Below are 18,603 nucleotides of genomic sequence, written 5' to 3'. Positions count from 1 at the left end.
ACCTCCGATGCTGACCATCGCCCTGTCCAAGGGCCGTATCCTCGACGACACCCTGCCGCTGCTGGCGGCGGCGGGGATCGCGCCGACCGAGAATCCGGACAAGAGCCGCAAGCTCATCATCCCGACCACCCAGGACGATGTGCGGCTGCTCATCGTCCGCGCCACCGATGTGCCCACCTATGTGGAACATGGCGCCGCGGACCTGGGCGTGGCCGGCAAGGACGTGCTGATGGAATACGGCGGCGATGGTCTCTATGAGCCGCTGGACCTGCGCATTGCCCGTTGCAAGCTGATGACCGCGGGCGCCGTGGGCGCCCCGGCGCCGCGTGGCCGGCTGCGGGTGGCGACCAAGTTCGTCAATGTCGCCAAGCGCTACTATGCCGAGCAGGGCCGCCAGGTCGACATCATCAAGCTGTACGGCTCCATGGAGCTGGCGCCGCTGGTGGGCCTGGCCGACAAGATCATCGATGTGGTCGACACCGGCAATACCCTCAAGGCCAATGGTCTCGAGCCGCAGGAGCTGATCGCCCATATCAGCTCGCGCTTGATCGTCAACAAGGCCTCGATGAAGATGCAGCATGGTCGTATCCAGGCGCTCATCGAGACCCTGCGTCACGCCGTCGAGGCGCGCGGCGCCTGAGTCCTGGCCGGCATGCCGAATGCCGGCTCAGACTGCTTCCATCCCTCCAGCTTCGCCTATCCGTGCCATAGCCAAATTGTCGGGCGCCCACACGGAGCCGGCTGTTACTCTCGGGCGCCCCTTTCGCTCATCCTGAAGAGGACCCGCCATGACCGCTCCGCTCGCCATCCGCCGACTCGCTGCCGCCGCTCCGGATTTCGCCGAGCATCTGGATCATCTGCTGAGCTGGGAAGGGGTGTCGGACGCCGACATCAACCAGCGGGTCCTGGCGATCATTGCCGATGTGCGCCACCAGGGCGACGCCGCGCTGCTCGAATACACCCGGCGCTTCGATGCCGTCGAGGCGACCGCCATGAGCGATCTCATCCTGCCGCGCGCGCGTCTGGAAGAAGCCCTGACCCGCATCACGCCAGAGCAGCGCACCGCGCTGGAAGCCGCCGCCGAGCGCGTCCGTCGTTATCACGAAAAGCAGCGCCAGGACTCCTGGCAGTACCAGGAAGCCGATGGCACCGTGCTCGGCCAGCAGGTCACCCCGCTGGATCGTGCCGGTCTCTATGTGCCGGGGGGCAAGGCCTCCTATCCCTCCTCGGTGCTGATGAACGCCATCCCGGCCAAGGTCGCGGGGGTGAAAGAGGTGGTCATGGTGGTGCCTACCCCCCGTGGCGAGGTCAACGAACTGGTGCTGGCGGCCGCGGCCCTGGCCGGCGTCGACCGTGTCTTCACCATCGGCGGTGCCCAGGCGGTAGCGGCCCTGGCCTATGGCACCGAGAGCGTGCCGCCGGTGGACAAGATCGTCGGCCCCGGCAACATCTACGTCGCCACCGCCAAGCGCCACGTGTTCGGCAAGGTCGGCATCGACATGATCGCCGGCCCGTCCGAGATCCTGGTGGTCTGCGACGGCCAGACCGATCCCGACTGGATCGCCATGGACCTGTTCTCCCAGGCCGAGCACGACGAAGACGCCCAGGCCATCCTGGTCAGCCCGGACGCCGCCTTCCTCGACGCCGTGGCGGCCAGCATCGCCCGCCTGCTGCCGGAAATGGAGCGCGCCGACATCATCCGCGCATCCCTGGAAGGCCGTGGTGCCCTGATCCAGGTCGCCGACATGGCCCAGGCCATCGAGGTGGCCAACCGCATCGCTCCCGAGCACCTGGAACTCTCCGTCGCCGAGCCCGAGCAGTGGCTGCCGCAGATCCGCCATGCCGGTGCCATCTTCATGGGGCGCTATACCGCCGAGGCCCTGGGCGACTATTGCGCCGGACCGAACCACGTCCTGCCGACCTCGGGTACCGCGCGCTTTTCCTCGCCCCTGGGCGTGTACGACTTCCAGAAACGCTCGTCGATCATCCACTGCTCGGCCAGCGGTGCTTCGGCCCTGGGCCGGGTCGCTTCGGTACTGGCGCGCGGCGAGTCCCTGACCGCCCACGCCCGTAGCGCCGAATACCGCATTCAAGAGGAGCAGTAGGCATGAGCGAACTTTGGAGTCCCTTCGTCAAGAACCTGGTGCCCTATGTGCCGGGCGAGCAGCCCAAGCTGACCAACCTGGTCAAGCTCAACACCAACGAGAATCCCTACGGTCCCTCGCCGCGGGCGCTCGACGCCATTCGTGCGGCTGCGACGGCTGACCTGCGTCTCTATCCCGATCCCAATGGCCAGGCGCTCAAGGATGCGGTGGCCGGCTACTACGGCATCGAGAGGGACCAGGTATTCGTCGGCAACGGCTCGGACGAGGTGCTGGCGCACATCTTCCTAGGCCTGTTCGGCCATGGTCGGCCGATCCTCTTTCCCGATATCAGCTACAGCTTCTATCCGGTCTACTGCGGTCTCTACGGCATCGCCTTCGAGACCCCGACGCTGGACGAGGACTTCCAGATCGTCCCCGAGGACTACCTGAGGCCCAACGGCGGCATCATCTTCCCCAATCCCAATGCGCCCACCGGCAGCCCCCTGGCGCTGGATGCCATCGAGCGCATCGTCGCCGGCAATCCGCAGTCGGTGGTGGTGGTGGACGAAGCCTACGTCGACTTCGGTGCGGAATCGGCCGTCGCCCTGATCGCGCGCCATCCCAATCTGGTGGTGACCCAGACGCTGTCCAAGTCGCGCTCCCTGGCCGGGCTGCGCGTCGGTCTGGCCATGGGCCAGGCGCCGCTGATGGAAGCCCTGGAGCGGATCAAGAACAGCTTCAACTCCTATCCGCTGGATCGCCTGGCCCTGGCTGGTGCGGTCGCCGCCTTCGAGGATCGCGCCTACTTCGACGAGACCTGTCGGCAGGTGATCGACAGCCGCGAAGCCCTGGTCGGCCAGTTGCTGGAGCGCGGCTTCGAGGTGCTGCCCTCGGCGGCCAACTTTATCTTCGCCCGCCATGCACAGAAGGGTGGGGCGGCGCTGGCGGCCGGTCTGCGTGAGCACGGCGTCATCGTGCGTCACTTCAGCCGCCCCGAGCGCATCGCCGACTTCCTGCGCATCACCATCGGCACGCCGGAGCAGAACCAGGCCCTCATCACGGCCCTCGATACGCTCTGAGTGCCGCTGGCGGCTACTGCGCCTTCTCCATCAGCGGGCGCAGGCCGACGCTGGCCTTGAGCTGCACGGTCTTGTCCTGGCGCAGCACCTCGATGGCGACGCTGTCACCGGGCTGCTTGCGGGCAATCTGGTTCATCGACAGGCGCCCGTCCTTGACCGGTTGCCCCGCCAGTTTCACCAGGACATCGCCCGAGCGCAGGCCCGCCTTGTAGGCCGGGCCATCGGGATCTATGTCCGTCACCACGATGCCCTGGTCGACCTTGAGGCTGTAGGTCTTGATCAGCTCCGGGGTGATGACCTCCACCGCCACGCCCAGCCAGCCGCGAATCACCTGGCCGTGCTGGATGATCGATTTCATCACCTCCAGCGCCAGCTTGATCGGAATGGCGAAGCCGATGCCCTGGGAGCCGCCGGAGAGAATGGCGGTGTTGATGCCGATCAGGTTGCCGTTGGCGTCCACCAGGGCGCCGCCCGAGTTGCCCAGGTTGATCGCCGCATCGGTCTGGATGAAGTCCTCGTAGGTGTTGAGACCCAGCTGGTTACGTCCGGTGGCGCTGATGATGCCCATGGTCACGGTCTGGCCAACGCCGAAGGGATTGCCGATGGCGAGCACCACGTCGCCGATGCGGATGGCGGTCGAGTCACCCACCGAGATGGCCGGCAGGTTCGGCAGGTCGATCTTGAGTACGGCGAGGTCGGTGGCCGGGTCGTTGCCGATCAGCTTGGCCAGGGTCTGGCGTCCATCGGCCAGGGCCACCACGATGGATTCGGCGTCGAGGGTCACATGGTTGTTGGTCAGCAGATAGCCGTCATGGCTCATCAGCACCGCCGAGCCCAGGCTGAGTTCTTCCGCTGGCTTGGCCGAACCCTTGCGGTCGGTCGGGCCATCTCCGCTCTTGGCCGGCTTGACCGCCTTGGTCGAGCGCAGGGAGACCACCGCCGGCGCGGCGCGACTGGCCGCATCGGCGTAGGACACCGGGCCCTGCTGACGCGAGCCCGACGCCTGCTGGGCGGACTCGAAGGTCGGTTGGCCGGCGGGCAGCCCGAGCCATTGCGGATAGCGCTGCATGATCAGGGCCGCAACGAGCAGACCGCACAGCACGGGCCAGCCGAGATAACGCAAAGCCTTGTACATCGATCACATCCTTGAATTTGTCCGCCCGGGACGCGACGGATAAGCTGGCGGCCATTATAAGGAGCGGCGCCATCCGAAGACACGGTGTGGCGCCCCGCTGAGGAGGTAATCCCACCGTGACCCTGTCTCTCGATGAACTGGTGATGACCGCCGACCGCTATCTGGACAGCGCCCGTATCCAGGACTATTGCCCCAACGGCCTGCAGGTCCAGGGCCGCGGCCAGGTCCGCCGGCTGGTCAGCGGCGTGACGGCGTCGCAGCAATTGCTGGATGCTGCCGTCGCCGCAGGCGCCGATGCCATCCTGGTGCACCACGGCTACTTCTGGAAGAACGAGGACGCCCGCCTGGTGGGCATGAAGCTGCGCCGCCTCAAGACCTTGCTGAGCCATGATCTGAGCCTGCTGGCCTACCACCTACCGCTCGATGTCCATCCGGAGGTGGGCAACAACGTCCAGCTGGGCCGGCGCCTGGGCCTGCAGAACATCGCGCCGCTGCCGGGCGATACCAAGGGACTGATCTGGCAGGGCGAGCTGGCGCAGCCGCTGTCCGCCGCGGACTTTGGCCGCCAGGTGGCGGCGAACCTGCAGCGCGAGCCGCTGGTGGTCGATGGCGGCCAGCCGATTCGCCGGCTGGCCTGGTGCACCGGGAGTGCCCAGGGTTACATCGACCAGGCCATCGCCGCCGGGGTGGATGCCTACCTCACCGGCGAGGTGTCCGAGCAGACGGTGCACAGCGCCCGCGAGAATGCGGTGAGCTTCTTCGCCGCCGGTCACCATGCCACGGAGCGCTATGGCGTGCAGGCGCTGGGCGACTACCTGGCCGCGCAGCTGGGCATCGAGCACCTGTTCATCGACTGCGACAATCCCGCCTGACGGTCATAAGCATAGAACTTCTGGTTCTAAATCGCCTGGCGGGCCATAACCGCCGCCTATGGTAAATTGGAATTTCGTCCACGGCCCGCTCCGTCCGGGGTGTCCAGTCCACTGGACATCGCCACGGACATCTCCTAGGCCACCTTTCTGCAATCGTGAGTAGCCATGCTCGACAAACAGACGCACCTCAAACAGCTTGAGGCGGAAAGCATCCACATCATCCGTGAAGTGGCCGCCGAGTTCGATAATCCGGTCATGCTGTATTCCATTGGCAAAGACTCGGCCGTGATGCTGCACCTGGCCCGCAAGGCCTTCTTCCCCGGCAAGCTGCCGTTCCCGGTACTCCACGTGGACACCGGCTGGAAGTTCCAGGCCATGTACGAATTCCGCGACCGCATGGTGCAGGACATGGGCCTGGACCTGCTGGTGCACAAGAATCCGGAAGGGGTCGCCCAGGGCATCAATCCCTTCACCCATGGCAGCGCCAAGCACACCGACATCATGAAGACCCAGGGCCTCAAGCAGGCGCTGGACAAGTACGGCTTCGACGCGGCCTTCGGCGGCGCCCGCCGCGACGAAGAGAAGTCCCGCGCCAAGGAGCGCGTCTACTCCTTCCGTGACAGCAAGCACCGCTGGGACCCGAAGAACCAGCGTCCCGAGCTGTGGAACATCTATAACGGCAAGACCAACAAGGGCGAGTCGATCCGGGTGTTCCCGCTGTCCAACTGGACCGAGCTGGACATCTGGCAGTACATCTACCTCGAAGGTATCCCGATCGTGCCGCTGTACTTCGCCGCCGAGCGCGAAGTGATCGAGAAGAACGGCACCCTGCTCATGATCGACGACGACCGCATCCTCGAGCACCTTTCGCCCGAGGAGAAGGCGCGCATCCACAAGCGCCAGGTGCGCTTCCGTACCCTCGGCTGCTACCCCCTGACCGGCGCGGTGGAGTCCCAGGCGACCACGCTGACGGACATCATCCAGGAGATGCTGCTCACCCGCACCTCCGAACGCCAGGGCCGGGTCATCGACCACGATGGCGCCGGATCCATGGAAGAGAAGAAACGTCAGGGGTATTTCTAAGATGTCGCACCAATCCGATCTGATCGGCCAGGACATCCTGGCCTACCTCGCGCAGCACGAACGCAAGGAGCTGCTGCGCTTCCTCACCTGTGGCAACGTCGACGACGGCAAGAGCACCCTGATCGGGCGCCTGCTGCACGACTCCAAGATGATCTATGAGGATCACCTGGAAGCCATCACCCGCGACTCCAAGAAAGTGGGCACCACCGGCGAGGAGGTCGACCTGGCCTTGCTGGTGGACGGCCTGCAGGCCGAGCGCGAGCAGGGCATCACCATCGACGTGGCCTACCGCTACTTCTCCACCGCCAAGCGCAAGTTCATCATCGCCGATACCCCCGGCCATGAGCAGTACACCCGCAATATGGCCACCGGGGCGTCCACCTGCGACCTGGCGATCATCCTGGTCGACGCCCGCTACGGCATCCAGACCCAGACCCGCCGGCACAGCTACATCGCCTCGCTGCTGGGCATCAAGCACATCGTGGTGGCCATCAACAAGATGGACCTGCTGGGCTTCGACGAAGCCGTGTTCGAACGCATTAAGGACGACTACCTGGCTTTCGCCCAGCGCATCGACCTGAACGCCAAGGACATCCACTTCGTCCCCATGTCGGCGCTCAAGGGCGACAACGTGGTGAATCGCAGCGAGCAGACGCCCTGGTACAGCGGCAAGCCGCTGATGGAAATCCTCGAGACCGTGGAGATCGCCGCGGATCGCAACTTGGACGACCTGCGCTTCCCGGTGCAGTACGTCAACCGGCCCAACCTCAACTTCCGCGGCTTCGCCGGAACCCTGGCCTCGGGCGTGGTCACCAAGGGTGATGCCGTGGTGGTCCTGCCGTCGGGCAAGGGCAGCCGGGTCAAGTCCATCGTCACCTACGACGGCGAGCTGGAGCAGGCCGGTCCCGGCCAGGCCGTGACCCTGACTCTGGAAGACGAGATCGACATCTCCCGTGGCGACGTCCTGGTGCATGCCGACAACCGTCCCCAGGTGACCGACAGCTTCGAAGCCATGCTGGTGTGGATGGCCGAGGAGCCCATGCGGCCGGGCAAGAAGTACGACATCAAGCGCGCCACCAGCTACGTGCCCGGTTCGCTGCCGAGCATCGTCCACACGGTGGACGTCAATACCCTGGAGCGCGGCGCCGCCAGCGAGCTGAAGCTCAACGAGATCGCCCGGGTCAAGGTGGCCCTGGATGCGTCCATTGCCCTGGATGGCTACGGCGTCAACCGCACCACCGGCGCCTTCATCGTCATTGACCGCCTGACCAACGGCACCGTGGGCGCCGGCATGATCATCGCCGAGCCGGTGGGCACTGGCGGCCATGGCCAGGGTGCGCACCAGCTGCACGTGGGTACCGCCGAGCGTGCGGCCCGTTTCGGCCAGCAGCCCAGCACTGTGCTGTTCACCGGCCTGTCCGGTGCCGGCAAGACCACCCTGGCCTACGCACTGGAGCGCCGCCTGTTCGACGCTGGTCGCGCGGTCTTCGTGCTGGACGGCCAGAATCTGCGCCATGATCTGAACAAGGGCCTGCCGCAGGATCGTGCCGGTCGCCGCGAGAACTGGTTGCGCGCCGCCCAGGTGGCTCGCCAGTTCAACGAAGCGGGGCTGATCGCTTTGGCGGCCTTCGTTGCCCCGGATGCCGAGGGCCGCGCCCAGGCCCAGGCGCTGATCGGGGCCGAGCGGTTGCTGACCGTGCACGTCAAGGCGTCGCCGAAGGCCTGCGCCGAGCGGGATCCCCAGGGGCTCTACGCCGCCGGGGGCGACAACATCCCGGGCGTCTCCTTCGCCTACGATGCGCCAGAAGATGCGGATCTAGTGCTGGATACCGAGCAACTGTCGGTGGAGGAGGGGGTCCAGCAAATCCTCGACGTCCTGCGTCGGCGGCAGGTGATCTAGGCCGTCCGCCCATGAAAAAACCCGCCTTTCGGCGGGTTTTTTCATGGGTCCTTACCAGCGCGGCGGACCGTAGTAGTAGGCACCGGGCGGCGGGCCGTAATACGCAGGGCGCGGCTCCACTACCCGATACTCGTACACCGGCGCGGGCTGGTAGTAGACCACCGGCGGCGGCGGGGGAGGCGGCGGTGCCTGCACATAGACCGGCTCCCGTGCGTAGGAGTTGGAGACGATGGCTCCGCCGACCACGGCGCCTACCACCGCACCGAGAAAGGCCGGACCGGGACCACGACCGTGGGCGGACGCCTGACCGGCGATGGCGAGGCAACCGGCAAGCACCACAACCTGAGTGATGCGACGTAGCATGATGATTCTCCTGCGACCCGGGGTAATGAAACCGGGCATCTCTATCAGACCGCAACGGCGGTCAGTCGAATAGATAGGGCGGGGTAAAGTTTGGGTAAACCAAATACTCGGCGGTCAGTCCCAACAACTCGAGGTCGACGTGTCCCCAGGCCCGTGGGACGCATCTCCTGTATCTGGTACCGCGACCGGTACCCTGACCACGAGACCGCCGTGCAGATTCTCTATACCGCTCTGATCCTCTTGCTGATGGTGGGTGCCACCCGTCTCAGCGCCCATCTCATCCCCATTCCGCTGCCCCTGATCCAGGTGGTGGTCGGCGCCTTGCTCGCCTGGCCGACCCTGGGGCTGCACGTCGCCCTGGATCCCGAGCTGTTCCTGCTGCTGTTCATCCCAGCGCTGCTGTTCTCCGATGGCTGGCGCATGCCCAAGCGGGAGTTCTGGCGGCTGCGACGGCCCATCTTCGTGCTGGCCTTCGGCCTGGTGTTCCTCACGGTGCTGGGGGCCGGCTGGTTCCTGCACTGGATGCTCAAGCTGCCCTGGGCGGTGGCCTTCGCCCTGGCCGCCGTGCTGTCGCCCACCGATGCCGTGGCCGTGTCCAGCATCGTCCGGGGCCGGCTGCCCAGTGCCTTGCTGCACGTGATCCAGGGCGAGGCCCTGCTCAACGATGCTTCCGGCCTGGTGACCTTCAAGTTCGCCGTGGCAGCGGCGCTGACCGGCGTCTTCTCGCTGAGCCAGGCCAGCCTGGAATTCGTCATCGTCGCGGTGGGGGGCGTGCTGGTCGGTGGGGTACTGAGCTGGCTGGTCGGCCGGGCACGGGCCTGGATGGTGGTCAAGCGGGGCTGGAGCGATGCCGCGCCCCATGTCGTCTTCATGCTGTTGCTGCCCTTCGCCGCCTACGTGCTGGCGGAGCGGCTGGGCGTCTCGGGCATCCTCTCGGCGGTCGCCGCCGGCATGATGCAGAGTCGCGTCGACATGCTGCCCCGGCAGACCGCCACCCGCCTGCTCAATCACAGCGTCTGGGGGCTGGTGGAGTTCGCCTTCAACGGCCTGGTGTTCCTCATCCTGGGGCTGCAGCTTCCCGATATCCTGGCGGCGGCCCTGCCGGCCTCCCAGCCGCTCTGGCCGGCCGCGGGCTGGCTGGGGCTCTATGTGCTGGGCGCCTATGCGGTGATCATGGCCATCCGCTTCGGGGTGATCCTCGGCTACTGGCACCTGAGCCAGCCTGGCGCAGGGCCCGTCACCGTCGCTGGCGATCCGCGCTACATCGCCGCCATCGCCTCGCTCAGCGGCGTACGCGGCGCGGTGACCCTGGCCGGCGTCCTGTCGCTGCCGCTGGTGCTGGCGGATGGCACGCCCTTTCCCCTGCGCGATGTCCTGGTGTTCATCGCCGCCGGGGTCATCCTGCTGTCGCTGGTGGTGGCGAGCATCGGCATCCCGTTGCTCCTGGCGCGGCTGCCGGAACAGTCCAACGACCTGCTGGAGCGCGAGCGCTGCGAGGTGCGGATCAACGCTGCCCGGGCGGCCATCGCCGCGCTGGAGGACGTGGCCTCGAGCGAGGCGGACGAACCGGCACGGGCCGCGCTGCAGGCGGAGATCAAGGCCGGCATCATCGCGGAATTTCGCGACGAGCTGAGTTCCGCCGACGACAGCGAGGATGCGCGGACCCTGGCCCGGCAGCGGGATAGCCTGGATGGCGAGCTGCGCCTGCTGGCCATCCGCGCCCAGCGCCGCGAACTCTATCGACTCCGCATCGCTGGGGTGATCGACGACCTGGTGGTCAGCGAATTCCTGCGCGAACTGGATATCCAGGAGACCGCGCTGATGCGCGATCAGGGTAATCGCTAGCGGCTGCAGAAGCGGCGGATGCGCTCCGCCGCCTCCACGCACTCCGCCAGCGGTGCGACCAAGGCCATGCGCACTCGCCCGGCACCGGGATTGATCCCCGCGACCTCGCGGGACAGGTAGGAGCCGGGCACCACCGTCACATGCTCGGTGGCGAAGAGTTCGCGCGCGAACTGCTCATCGTCGCCCGGCGTTTTCGCCCAGAGGTAGAAGCCGCCATCGGGCAGCGACACGTCGAGGCTGCCCTGCAGGACATCCAGCACGGCAGCGAACTTCTGCCGGTAGAGGTCGCGGTTCTCCCGCACATGGGCTTCGTCGCGCCAGGCCACGGCGCTGGCCTTCTGCACCTGCACCGGCATGGCGCAGCCATGGTAGGTGCGGTAGAGCAGGAAGCGCTTGAGGATGGCGGCGTCGCCCGCGACGAAGCCCGATCTCATGCCCGGCAGGTTGGAACGCTTGGACAGGCTATGGAAGACCACGCAGCGGGCGAAGTCGCTGCGACCCAGCTCGGCGCAGGCGGTGAGCAGGCCGGGCGGCGGGCTGTCCTCGTCGAAGTAGAGTTCGCTGTAGCACTCGTCGGCGGCGATCACGAAGTCATGACGGTCGGCCAGTTCGATGAGCTTCTTCTGCGTCTCCAGCGGCAGCAGGGCCCCCGTGGGGTTGCCGGGCGAGCAAAGGAACAGCATTTGGCAGCGCTGCCAGACGTCGTCCGGCACGCTGTCGAAGTCGGGGTTGAAGCCGTTGTCGGCGAGGCACGGCAGGTAGTGCGGCTCGGCCCCGGCCAGTAGCGCCGCGCCCTCGTAGATCTGATAGAAGGGGTTGGGGCTCAGCACCAGGCCGCCCTGGTCGCGCTCCACCACCGCCTGGGTAAAGGAGAACAGGGCCTCCCGGGTGCCGGTGACCGGCAGCACGTGGCGCGCCGGGTCCAGCCAGCCCGCCGGCACGGCGAAACGCTGGCCGGCCCAGGCGGCGATGGCTTCGCGCAGGTCGGCGATGCCCAGGGTGGTGGGATAGACCGCCAGCTGATCCAGGTTGGCGGCCAGGGCCTCGGCGACGAAGGCGGGCGCCGGGTGCTTGGGCTCACCGATGGACAGTGGAATGGGCTTGAGCGCGGCCGGCGCGGTGACGCCAGCGAGCAGGGCGCGGAGTTTCTCGAACGGATAGGGGTGCAGCAGGTCGAGGGTGGGATTCATCGTCGGGTGGTCCTTCGTTCGAGGCGCTAGGGTCTAGATGCTGATACGGGTGAGCGGTGTCTGGCGGTCCGGCTCGCCAAGCTGCTTGATCAGGGCTTGCTGGACGGCGGCGCACAGGCTGGGATCCGACAGCGGGCGGCCGTCGGCGTCGGTGACGTAGAAGACGTCCTCCACGCGCTCGCCGAGAGTGGCGATCTTGGCGTTGAGCACGGACAGGTCGAAGTCGAGGAAGATCCGTCCCACCCGGGCCAGCAGGCCGGGGCGGTCCGGCGCCGTCAACTCGATCAGGCTCGCCGAGCGCGCGGTATCGGTATAGATGTTCACCTGGGGTGAGAAGGCGAAATGCTTGAGCTGCCGGGTGACCCGCCGGTTGATGATGCTCGGGTACTCTTCCGGGTGCTTGAGCGCTTCGATCAGGCCGGCGCGGATCTGGGCGATGCGCGCCGGGTTGTTGCCGATCGAGCCGCCATCGGTATCCAGCACGATGTAGGTGTCCAGGGTGAACTGGCTGGTGGAGGTGATGATGCGCGCATCCTGAATGTTCAGGTTGAGCTGGTCCATCACCGCCACGGTCACCGCGAAGAAGTCGTGCTGGTCCGCGGCATAGATGAAGATCTGGGTACCGCCTTCGGAATCGCGCTGGGTGGTTTCGCGGATCAATACCAGGGGTTCGGCGGTATCGGCATGGCCGAGGATGGCCTCGGTATGCCAGGCCACGTCCAGCGCGGTATGGCGCAGGAAATAGGCATCCCCCAGCTGCGACCACAGCTGCTCGGCGGCATCCGCATCCACGCCGCGGCGCATCAGGGTATCCAGCGCCGATTGCTGGGTGCTGCGGATCTGCTCCTCGCGGTTGACCGGGTTTTCCAGGCCGCGGCGCAGGGCGCGCTTGGTCTCGGTGTAGAGCTGGCGAAGCAGGGTCGCGCGCCAGGAGTTCCACAGCGAGGGATTGGTCGCGGTGATGTCGGCCACGGTGAGCACGTACAGGTAGTCCAGGTGCGTGTGATCGCCCACGGTCAGGGCGAAGTCGTGGATCACCTGCGGATCGGAAAGGTCCTTGCGCTGGGCGGTGGTGGACATCACCAGGTGGTTGCGTACCAGCCAACTGACCAGGCGGGTGTCCCAGTCCGGCAACTGGTGCCGCCGGCCGAAGGCTTCCACGTCTGCCGCGCCCAGTTCCGAGTGATCCCCACCGCGGCCCTTGGCAATGTCGTGGTACAGCCCGGCGATGTAGATCAGCTCCGGCTTGGGCAGCTTGTGGATCACCCGGGTCGCCAGCGGATACTTCTCGGCCAGGACGTCGTAGCTCATCTTGCGCAGGTGCTTGATGAGGTTGAGGGTGTGGGCATCGACCGTATAGATGTGGAAGAGGTCGTGCTGCATCTGGCCGACGATCTGGCCGAATTCGGGCAGGTAGAGACCCAGCAGCCCGTAGCGGTTCATCCGGCGCAGGTTGCGATGGATGCCGGATTCGCTCTTGAGCAGCTCGATGAACAGGCTGGTGTTGCGAATGTCCTGGCGGAAGGCGTCGTCGATCAGCGAGCGGCTGTCGCGCAGCAGGCGGATGGTGCCGGCACTGGGGCCCTTGATCTCGGGATTCTGCGCCAGCAGGACGAACAGCTCCATCAGGGCGAAGGGGGTGCGCAGGAACACCTGGGGGTGCACCACCTCCAGGTAGCCATTGCGGATCTGGAATCTGTTGTTGAGCGGGATGGTCACGGCCGGTACCTGCTCGTCGCGCAGATTCACTTCCTCGAAGTGCTGCATCACCACGTCGCTGAGCTGGGAGACGTCCATCACCACCCGGTAGTACTTCTGCATGAAGCGCTCTACCGCGAGCTTGGCGTCGTTGTCCTCGTAGCCCAGCAGGTTGGCGATGCGCCGCTGGTGGTCGAACAGCAGCCGATCCTCGGCACGGCCGGCGAGCATGTGCAGGGCGTAGCGGACCTTCCACAGGTATTCCTGCGCCGAGATCAGCAGTCCGCATTCGCTTTCGGTCAGGAAGCCCTGGCCTACCAGGGCCTGCAGATTGAGGGTGCCGAACTGCCGCCGGGCAATCCACAGCAGCGTCTGGATATCGCGCAGGCCACCTGGCGAGCCCTTCACATTGGGCTCGAGGTTGTATTCGGTATCGTTGTACTTGGCATGGCGCGCGCTCTGCTCGGCGCGCTTGGCCAGATAGAAGGCGCGTCCGGGCCAGAGGTGCTCGACGCTGGTGGCCGCCAGCATCGCCTGGCGCAGCGGCTCGGGCCCGGCCAGGGTGCGACTTTCCATCAGGTTGGTGATCACCGTCAGGTCGGCCAGTGCCTCGGTGGCGCACTCGCGCAGGGATCTCACGCTCTGCCCCACGGCCAGGCCAACGTCCCACAGCAGGGTCAGGAAGCCCTCGATGGATTCGCGGAAGCGCTCCTGCTCCTCTTCGGCGAGCAGGATCAGTAGGTCGATGTCCGAGTGCGGGTGCAATTCACCGCGGCCATAGCCTCCCACCGCGAGCAGGGCGATGCCGTCGGCGGGCCAGTCGAAGCGATTCCAGGCCGCGACCAGCATCTGGTCGATGAACCAGGCGCGATCCTCGACCAGCCGGCGCACGCTGCGTCCCGCCAGGAAGCGGGCGTCGAGGGTGGCGTTCGCGGCCCGGATGAATTTCTTGAAGGCCGCGATAGGGCTGGCTTTCAGCGAAAGCTCAGCCTGGAACTGGCCGGCGTCGAACAACTCCGAATCGACCTGGGGCATGGGCGCTCACTCACGCAGAAACGCGGGGAAAGGTTTCGTCCTTTCTCAGGGTCAGGATCTCGTAACCCTCGTCGGTGACCAGCACCGTGTGCTCCCACTGCGCAGACAGCTTGCGGTCCTTGGTGATGGCGGTCCAGCCGTCGCCCAGCAGGCGAGTCTCGTAGCGACCCTGGTTGATCATCGGCTCGATGGTGAAGATCATCCCGGCCTGCAGCTCGAGGCCCGTGCCGGCGCGGCCGTAGTGCACCACCTGCGGCTCCTCGTGGAAGCCCTTGCCGATGCCATGGCCGCAGTACTCGCGAACCACCGAGAAGCCGTTCTTCTCGGCGTGCTTCTGGATGATCTCGCCGATGTCGCCCAGGCGGGCACCCGGGCGGACCAGGGAGATGCCCTTGTAGAGGCATTCCTGGGTGACCTGGCAGAGCCGGTCGGCCCACTCCGGGACGTCGCCCACCAGGTACATCTTGCTGGTGTCGCCGTGATAGCCGTCTTTGATCACGGTGATGTCCACGTTCATGATGTCGCCGGCCTTGAGCGGCTTGTCATTGGGAATGCCATGGCAGACCACGTGGTTCAGCGAGGTGCAGATGGATTTCGGATAGCCCTTGTAGTTCAACGGGGCAGGGATGGCCTGCTGCACGTTGACAATGTAGTCGTGGGCCAGCCGATCCAGTTCTTCGGTGGTGATGCCGGGACGCACGTGCTCGTCCAGCATTTCGAGCACCTCGGCGGCCAGCTGGCCGGCGATGCGCATCTTGGCGATGTCTTCAGGGGTCTTCAGGATGACGGTCATCGGAAATCTCTAGGTATCACGCCGGGCGTTAGCTTTCGATCCGCTATTCTATCAGAGCTGGCGCCTGCGCTGTGGCTGCCGGCGGTACCCCGGACCTTCGGTATCCGGCAATCGTCGCTGGTGGTATCCGGGAAGTCGTGATATAAAGTCGCGCGCTTTTTCGGGGCTCTGCCCTTTAGCGCTCCTAACCCCACACACGCATCGACACGATGACCTGGGTGCTTCCCGAGGGAAGTTGGTCATTGGGATGCGTGGAGGCCCAACCCGACTACGAGGAACATCTAAATGTCTCAAGTCTCCATGCGTGACATGCTGAAAGCCGGCGTGCATTTCGGCCACCAAACCCGTTACTGGAACCCGAAGATGGGCAAGTACATCTTCGGCGCGCGTAACAAGATCCACATCATCAACCTCGAAAAGACCCTGCCGATGTTCAACGAGGCCCTGACCTTCGTTGAGCGCCTGGCCTCCGGCAAGAACAAGATCCTGTTCGTCGGCACCAAGCGTTCCGCCGGCAAGATCGTTCGTGAAGAAGCCGCTCGTTGCGGTCAGCCCTTCGTCGACCATCGCTGGTTGGGCGGCATGCTGACCAACTACAAGACCATCCGTGCCTCGATCAAGCGTCTGCGCGATCTGGAAGTCCAGTCCCAGGACGGTACTTTCGACAAGCTGACCAAGAAAGAAGCTCTGATGCGCACCCGCGACCTCGAGAAGCTCGAGCGCAGCCTGGGTGGTATCAAGGACATGGGCGGCCTGCCGGACGCGCTGTTCGTGGTCGACGTCGACCACGAGCGCATCGCCATCACCGAAGCCAACAAGCTGGGCATCCCGGTCATCGGCGTGGTCGATACCAACAGCAGCCCGGAAGGTGTGGACTACATCATCCCCGGTAACGACGACGCCTTCCGTGCCGTTCAGCTGTACCTCAGCAGCGTTGCCGATGCCGTGATCCGTGGCGGCAACAACGGTGGTGCAGGCGAGCAATTCGTCGAAGAAGCCGCTGCCGAAGCCGTCGAGGGCTGAGCGAGTCGACCCCTAGGGTCGAGCGGTTCGACGAGCGAGAAGGGGGCCTAGCCCCCTTTTTGCCTACTGGCGTTTCATTGGCTCCGCCACCGTGCGGAGTGACCTCGAAACCGATTCAAGAGGATTTCAAACATGGCAGAAATCACTGCAGCCCTGGTCAAAGAACTGCGCGAGCGCACCGGCCAAGGCATGATGGATTGCAAGAAGGCCCTGGCCGCTGCCGGTGGCGACATCGAGAAGGCCATCGACGACATGCGTGCCGCGGGCGCCATCAAGGCCGCCAAGAAAGCCGGTAACGTGGCTGCCGAAGGCTCCATCGCGGTCAAGGTCGCCGATGACCACAAGGCTGCCGTCATCATCGAAGTCAACTCCCAGACCGATTTCCTGGCTCTGCAGGACGACTTCAAGGGCTTCGTCGCCGCCAGCCTGGACAAGGCCTTCAGCGAGAAGATGAGCGACGCCGCTCCGCTGATCGCCGCCCAGGAAGGCGCCCGTGAAGCCCTGGTCGCCAAGTGCGGCGAGAACGTCAACATCCGCCGCCTGACCCGCGTCGAAGGCGATGTGGTCGGTGCCTACCTGCACGGTCACCGCATCGGTGTGGTCGTCACCCTGCAGGGTGGCACCGCCGAGCTGGCCAAGGAAATCGCCATGCACGTCGCGGCGAGCAATCCGCAGTTCCTGAATCCCTCCCAGGTTTCCGAAGAAGCCGTCGCCAAGGAAAAGGAAATCTTCCTGGCGCTGAATGCCGACAAGATCGCCGGCAAGCCGGAAAACATCGTGGAGAACATGGTCAAGGGTCGTATCAACAAGTTCCTGGCCGAAGCCAGCCTGGTTGAGCAGCCCTTCATCAAGGACCCGGAAGTCAAGGTCGGCGAACTGGCCAAGAAGGCCGGTGCCGAGATCGTCTCCTTCGTACGTTACGAAGTGGGCGAGGGCATCGAGAAGGCCGAAGTCGACTTCGCTGCCGAAGTGGCTGCCCAGCTGGCTGCCAGCAAGCAGTAAGCCCGGCATCCGCCGTTGACCAGGAGGCCGCCCGCTTCGAGCGCGCGGCCTCTTTGTCAAATTGGAAGGCAGGTCTAGTTTCTCGCCTTCCGAGCAGTTTTTTGCCGATGGGAGTGAACGCAACTGCGGTTGTGCTTTCCTATCGCTGGATCAAAATCCCCCGCACATGTTCATCGCCACAGGAGAGAGTGAATGGCACAGCAGATGAGTGGTCGCCAACCCCGTTACAAGCGTATTCTGCTGAAGCTCAGTGGCGAAGCCCTGATGGGAAGTGAAGACTTCGGGATCGATCCGAAGGTGCTGGACCGCATGTCGCTGGAAATCGGCCAGTTGGTAGGTATCGGTGTCCAGGTCGGTCTGGTGATCGGTGGTGGCAACCTGTTCCGCGGTGCGGCCCTGTCCGCTGTCGGCATGGACCGGGTGACCGGTGACCACATGGGTATGCTGGCTACCGTGATGAACGCCCTGGCCATGCGTGACGCCCTAGAGCGCTCCAACATTCCCGCCACGGTGATGTCCGCGATCTCCATGGTCGGCGTGACCGACCAGTACGATCGCCGCAAGGCCCTGCGCCAGCTGAAGGATGGCGAAGTGGTCATCTTCTCCGCCGGTACCGGCAATCCGTTCTTCACCACCGATTCCGCCGCCTGCTTGCGCGCGATCGAAGTGGAAGCCGACCTGGTGCTCAAGGCCACCAAGGTGGATGGTGTATACACGGCGGATCCCTTTAAGGATCCCAATGCCGAAAAATTCGAGCGCCTGACCTACGACGAGGTGCTTGACCGCAAGCTGGGTGTCATGGATCTCACGGCCATCTGCCTGTGCCGTGACCACAACATGCCGCTGCGGGTCTTCAACATGAACAAGCCCGGCGCCCTGCTCAACATCGTGGTGGGTGGTGGCGAGGGTACCCTGATCGAGGAGGGAGCAGCATGATCGACGAGATCAAGAAGGATGCGCAGGCGCGCATGACCAAGACCCTGGAAGCCCTGGGCCACGCCTTTGCCAAGATCCGTACCGGACGCGCTCATCCGAGCATCCTGGATAGCGTCATGGTGTCCTACTACGGTAGCGATACCCCGCTGCGCCAGGTCGCCAACGTCACCGTCGAAGATTCGCGGACCCTGGCGCTGAGCGTGTTCGACAAGAGCATGATCCAGGCCGTGGAAAAGGCCATCATGACGTCCGACCTGGGCCTCAACCCGGCCACCGCCGGCACCACCATTCGCGTGCCGATGCCGGCGCTGACCGAAGAGACCCGCAAGGGCTTCACCAAGCAGGCGCGGGCCGAGGCCGAGCAGGCGCGGGTCTCCGTGCGCAACATCCGCCGCGACGCCCTGGCCCAGCTCAAGGACCTGCTGAAGGAAAAGGAAATCAGCGAAGACGAGGACCGTCGTGCCCAGGACGAAGTCCAGAAGCTGACGGACAAGTACGTCGCCGAGGTGGACAAGGCACTGGAGGCCAAGGAAACCGACTTGATGGCTGTTTGACAACGGTTGGG

16 protein-coding genes are annotated in these 18,603 nt (G+C 65.3%); 11 read left to right on the top strand and 5 right to left on the bottom strand.

The window, feature by feature from the left end; all coding sequences use genetic code 11:
• Positions 1 to 7: 7 nt before the first annotated feature.
• From hisG to hisC, 3 genes are all read left to right on the top strand, one after another.
• Entirely contained in the window at positions 8 to 640 is a 633-nt protein-coding gene (hisG, locus tag ACYJP6_RS05220) for an ATP phosphoribosyltransferase (protein WP_007159506.1), read from the top strand.
• 148 nt (positions 641 to 788) lie between these two features.
• Entirely contained in the window at positions 789 to 2,105 is a 1,317-nt protein-coding gene (hisD, locus tag ACYJP6_RS05215; protein ID WP_459473955.1) for a histidinol dehydrogenase, read from the top strand.
• A 2-nt stretch (positions 2,106 to 2,107) separates the two neighbouring features.
• Positions 2,108 to 3,163 carry a histidinol-phosphate transaminase gene (gene hisC, locus ACYJP6_RS05210; RefSeq protein WP_459473953.1) on the top strand — a complete coding sequence of 352 codons (1,056 nt, stop codon included), beginning with the start codon at positions 2,108 to 2,110 and terminating at the stop codon, positions 3,161 to 3,163.
• Between the two features lie 13 nt (positions 3,164 to 3,176).
• On the opposite strand, the gene ACYJP6_RS05205 is transcribed toward hisC, so the two are convergent.
• Positions 3,177 to 4,298 carry a S1C family serine protease gene (locus tag ACYJP6_RS05205; RefSeq protein WP_459473951.1) on the bottom strand — a complete coding sequence of 374 codons (1,122 nt, stop codon included), beginning with the start codon at positions 4,296 to 4,298 and terminating at the stop codon, positions 3,177 to 3,179.
• A gap of 116 nt (positions 4,299 to 4,414) precedes the next feature.
• Here ACYJP6_RS05205 and ACYJP6_RS05200 point away from each other — a divergent pair, with 116 nt between their 5' ends.
• The 3 genes from ACYJP6_RS05200 to cysN all read left to right on the top strand — a co-directional run bounded on the left by ACYJP6_RS05200 (position 4,415) and on the right by cysN (position 8,153).
• Positions 4,415 to 5,170: a Nif3-like dinuclear metal center hexameric protein gene (locus ACYJP6_RS05200; RefSeq protein WP_459473949.1), complete on the top strand. Its 756-nt coding sequence runs from the start codon at positions 4,415 to 4,417 to the stop codon at positions 5,168 to 5,170.
• Positions 5,171 to 5,335: 165 nt separating this feature from the next.
• A complete protein-coding gene (gene cysD / locus ACYJP6_RS05195) occupies positions 5,336 to 6,253 on the top strand; it encodes a sulfate adenylyltransferase subunit CysD (protein ID WP_058761973.1) in 918 nt (305 codons plus the stop codon).
• A 1-nt stretch (position 6,254) separates the two neighbouring features.
• Positions 6,255 to 8,153: a sulfate adenylyltransferase subunit CysN gene (gene cysN / locus ACYJP6_RS05190; RefSeq protein WP_459473947.1), complete on the top strand. Its 1,899-nt coding sequence runs from the start codon at positions 6,255 to 6,257 to the stop codon at positions 8,151 to 8,153.
• 51 nt (positions 8,154 to 8,204) lie between these two features.
• On the opposite strand, the gene ACYJP6_RS05185 is transcribed toward cysN, so the two are convergent.
• The gene (locus ACYJP6_RS05185) at positions 8,205 to 8,516 is read right to left on the bottom strand and encodes a hypothetical protein (protein ID WP_145004649.1); all 312 of its coding nucleotides are present in this window, start codon (positions 8,514 to 8,516) and stop codon (positions 8,205 to 8,207) included.
• A 210-nt stretch (positions 8,517 to 8,726) separates the two neighbouring features.
• Here ACYJP6_RS05185 and ACYJP6_RS05180 point away from each other — a divergent pair, with 210 nt between their 5' ends.
• Complete coding sequence (locus tag ACYJP6_RS05180) at positions 8,727 to 10,361, top strand: Na+/H+ antiporter (RefSeq protein ID WP_459473945.1); 1,635 nt, start codon at positions 8,727 to 8,729, stop codon at positions 10,359 to 10,361.
• Here ACYJP6_RS05180 and dapC read toward each other — a convergent pair.
• Genes dapC through map form a run of 3 tightly spaced genes read right to left on the bottom strand, consistent with a single transcriptional unit; the run spans position 10,358 to position 15,077 of the window.
• Positions 10,358 to 11,551, bottom strand: a complete 1,194-nt coding sequence (gene dapC, locus ACYJP6_RS05175) for a succinyldiaminopimelate transaminase (protein ID WP_459473943.1) — start codon at positions 11,549 to 11,551, stop codon at positions 10,358 to 10,360. The two genes, ACYJP6_RS05180 and dapC, sit on opposite strands and share 4 nt — an antisense overlap.
• 33 nt (positions 11,552 to 11,584) lie before the next feature.
• Positions 11,585 to 14,284, bottom strand: coding sequence for a [protein-PII] uridylyltransferase (locus ACYJP6_RS05170; RefSeq protein ID WP_459473941.1), 2,700 nt, complete (start codon positions 14,282 to 14,284; stop codon positions 11,585 to 11,587).
• A gap of 10 nt (positions 14,285 to 14,294) precedes the next feature.
• Positions 14,295 to 15,077 (bottom strand): type I methionyl aminopeptidase, encoded by a 783-nt coding sequence (gene map, locus ACYJP6_RS05165; RefSeq protein ID WP_459473939.1) that lies wholly within the window; start codon positions 15,075 to 15,077, stop codon positions 14,295 to 14,297.
• Positions 15,078 to 15,362: 285 nt separating this feature from the next.
• On the opposite strand from map, the gene rpsB reads away from it, so the two are divergent.
• The 4 genes from rpsB to frr all read left to right on the top strand — a co-directional run bounded on the left by rpsB (position 15,363) and on the right by frr (position 18,592).
• Complete coding sequence (rpsB, locus tag ACYJP6_RS05160; protein WP_459473937.1) at positions 15,363 to 16,100, top strand: 30S ribosomal protein S2; 738 nt, start codon at positions 15,363 to 15,365, stop codon at positions 16,098 to 16,100.
• A gap of 132 nt (positions 16,101 to 16,232) precedes the next feature.
• Positions 16,233 to 17,102: a translation elongation factor Ts gene (tsf, locus tag ACYJP6_RS05155; protein WP_459473935.1), complete on the top strand. Its 870-nt coding sequence runs from the start codon at positions 16,233 to 16,235 to the stop codon at positions 17,100 to 17,102.
• A gap of 192 nt (positions 17,103 to 17,294) precedes the next feature.
• Positions 17,295 to 18,038: a UMP kinase gene (gene pyrH, locus ACYJP6_RS05150; RefSeq protein WP_017639054.1), complete on the top strand. Its 744-nt coding sequence runs from the start codon at positions 17,295 to 17,297 to the stop codon at positions 18,036 to 18,038.
• Positions 18,035 to 18,592 carry a ribosome recycling factor gene (frr, locus tag ACYJP6_RS05145; RefSeq protein ID WP_145004670.1) on the top strand — a complete coding sequence of 186 codons (558 nt, stop codon included), beginning with the start codon at positions 18,035 to 18,037 and terminating at the stop codon, positions 18,590 to 18,592. Before pyrH ends, frr begins: the two co-directional genes overlap by 4 nt.
• The last annotated feature ends 11 nt before the right edge of the window (positions 18,593 to 18,603 follow it).

This window comes from Pseudomonas sp. No.117 (genome assembly GCF_054558395.1).
The sequence above is the reverse complement of the archived record's forward strand: the minus strand, read 5'-3'. Positions and strand labels throughout refer to the sequence as shown.

Coding starts and splice junctions, on each gene's coding strand:
- hisG (WP_007159506.1), top strand. CDS start 8: ATGCTGACCATCGCCCTGTCCAAGGGCCGTATCCTCGACGACACCCTG.
- hisD (WP_459473955.1), top strand. CDS start 789: ATGACCGCTCCGCTCGCCATCCGCCGACTCGCTGCCGCCGCTCCGGAT.
- hisC (WP_459473953.1), top strand. CDS start 2,108: ATGAGCGAACTTTGGAGTCCCTTCGTCAAGAACCTGGTGCCCTATGTG.
- ACYJP6_RS05205 (WP_459473951.1), bottom strand. CDS start 4,298: ATGTACAAGGCTTTGCGTTATCTCGGCTGGCCCGTGCTGTGCGGTCTG.
- cysD (WP_058761973.1), top strand. CDS start 5,336: ATGCTCGACAAACAGACGCACCTCAAACAGCTTGAGGCGGAAAGCATC.
- cysN (WP_459473947.1), top strand. CDS start 6,255: ATGTCGCACCAATCCGATCTGATCGGCCAGGACATCCTGGCCTACCTC.
- ACYJP6_RS05185 (WP_145004649.1), bottom strand. CDS start 8,516: ATGCTACGTCGCATCACTCAGGTTGTGGTGCTTGCCGGTTGCCTCGCC.
- dapC (WP_459473943.1), bottom strand. CDS start 11,551: ATGAATCCCACCCTCGACCTGCTGCACCCCTATCCGTTCGAGAAACTC.
- ACYJP6_RS05170 (WP_459473941.1), bottom strand. CDS start 14,284: ATGCCCCAGGTCGATTCGGAGTTGTTCGACGCCGGCCAGTTCCAGGCT.
- map (WP_459473939.1), bottom strand. CDS start 15,077: ATGACCGTCATCCTGAAGACCCCTGAAGACATCGCCAAGATGCGCATC.
- rpsB (WP_459473937.1), top strand. CDS start 15,363: ATGTCTCAAGTCTCCATGCGTGACATGCTGAAAGCCGGCGTGCATTTC.
- tsf (WP_459473935.1), top strand. CDS start 16,233: ATGGCAGAAATCACTGCAGCCCTGGTCAAAGAACTGCGCGAGCGCACC.
- pyrH (WP_017639054.1), top strand. CDS start 17,295: ATGGCACAGCAGATGAGTGGTCGCCAACCCCGTTACAAGCGTATTCTG.
- frr (WP_145004670.1), top strand. CDS start 18,035: ATGATCGACGAGATCAAGAAGGATGCGCAGGCGCGCATGACCAAGACC.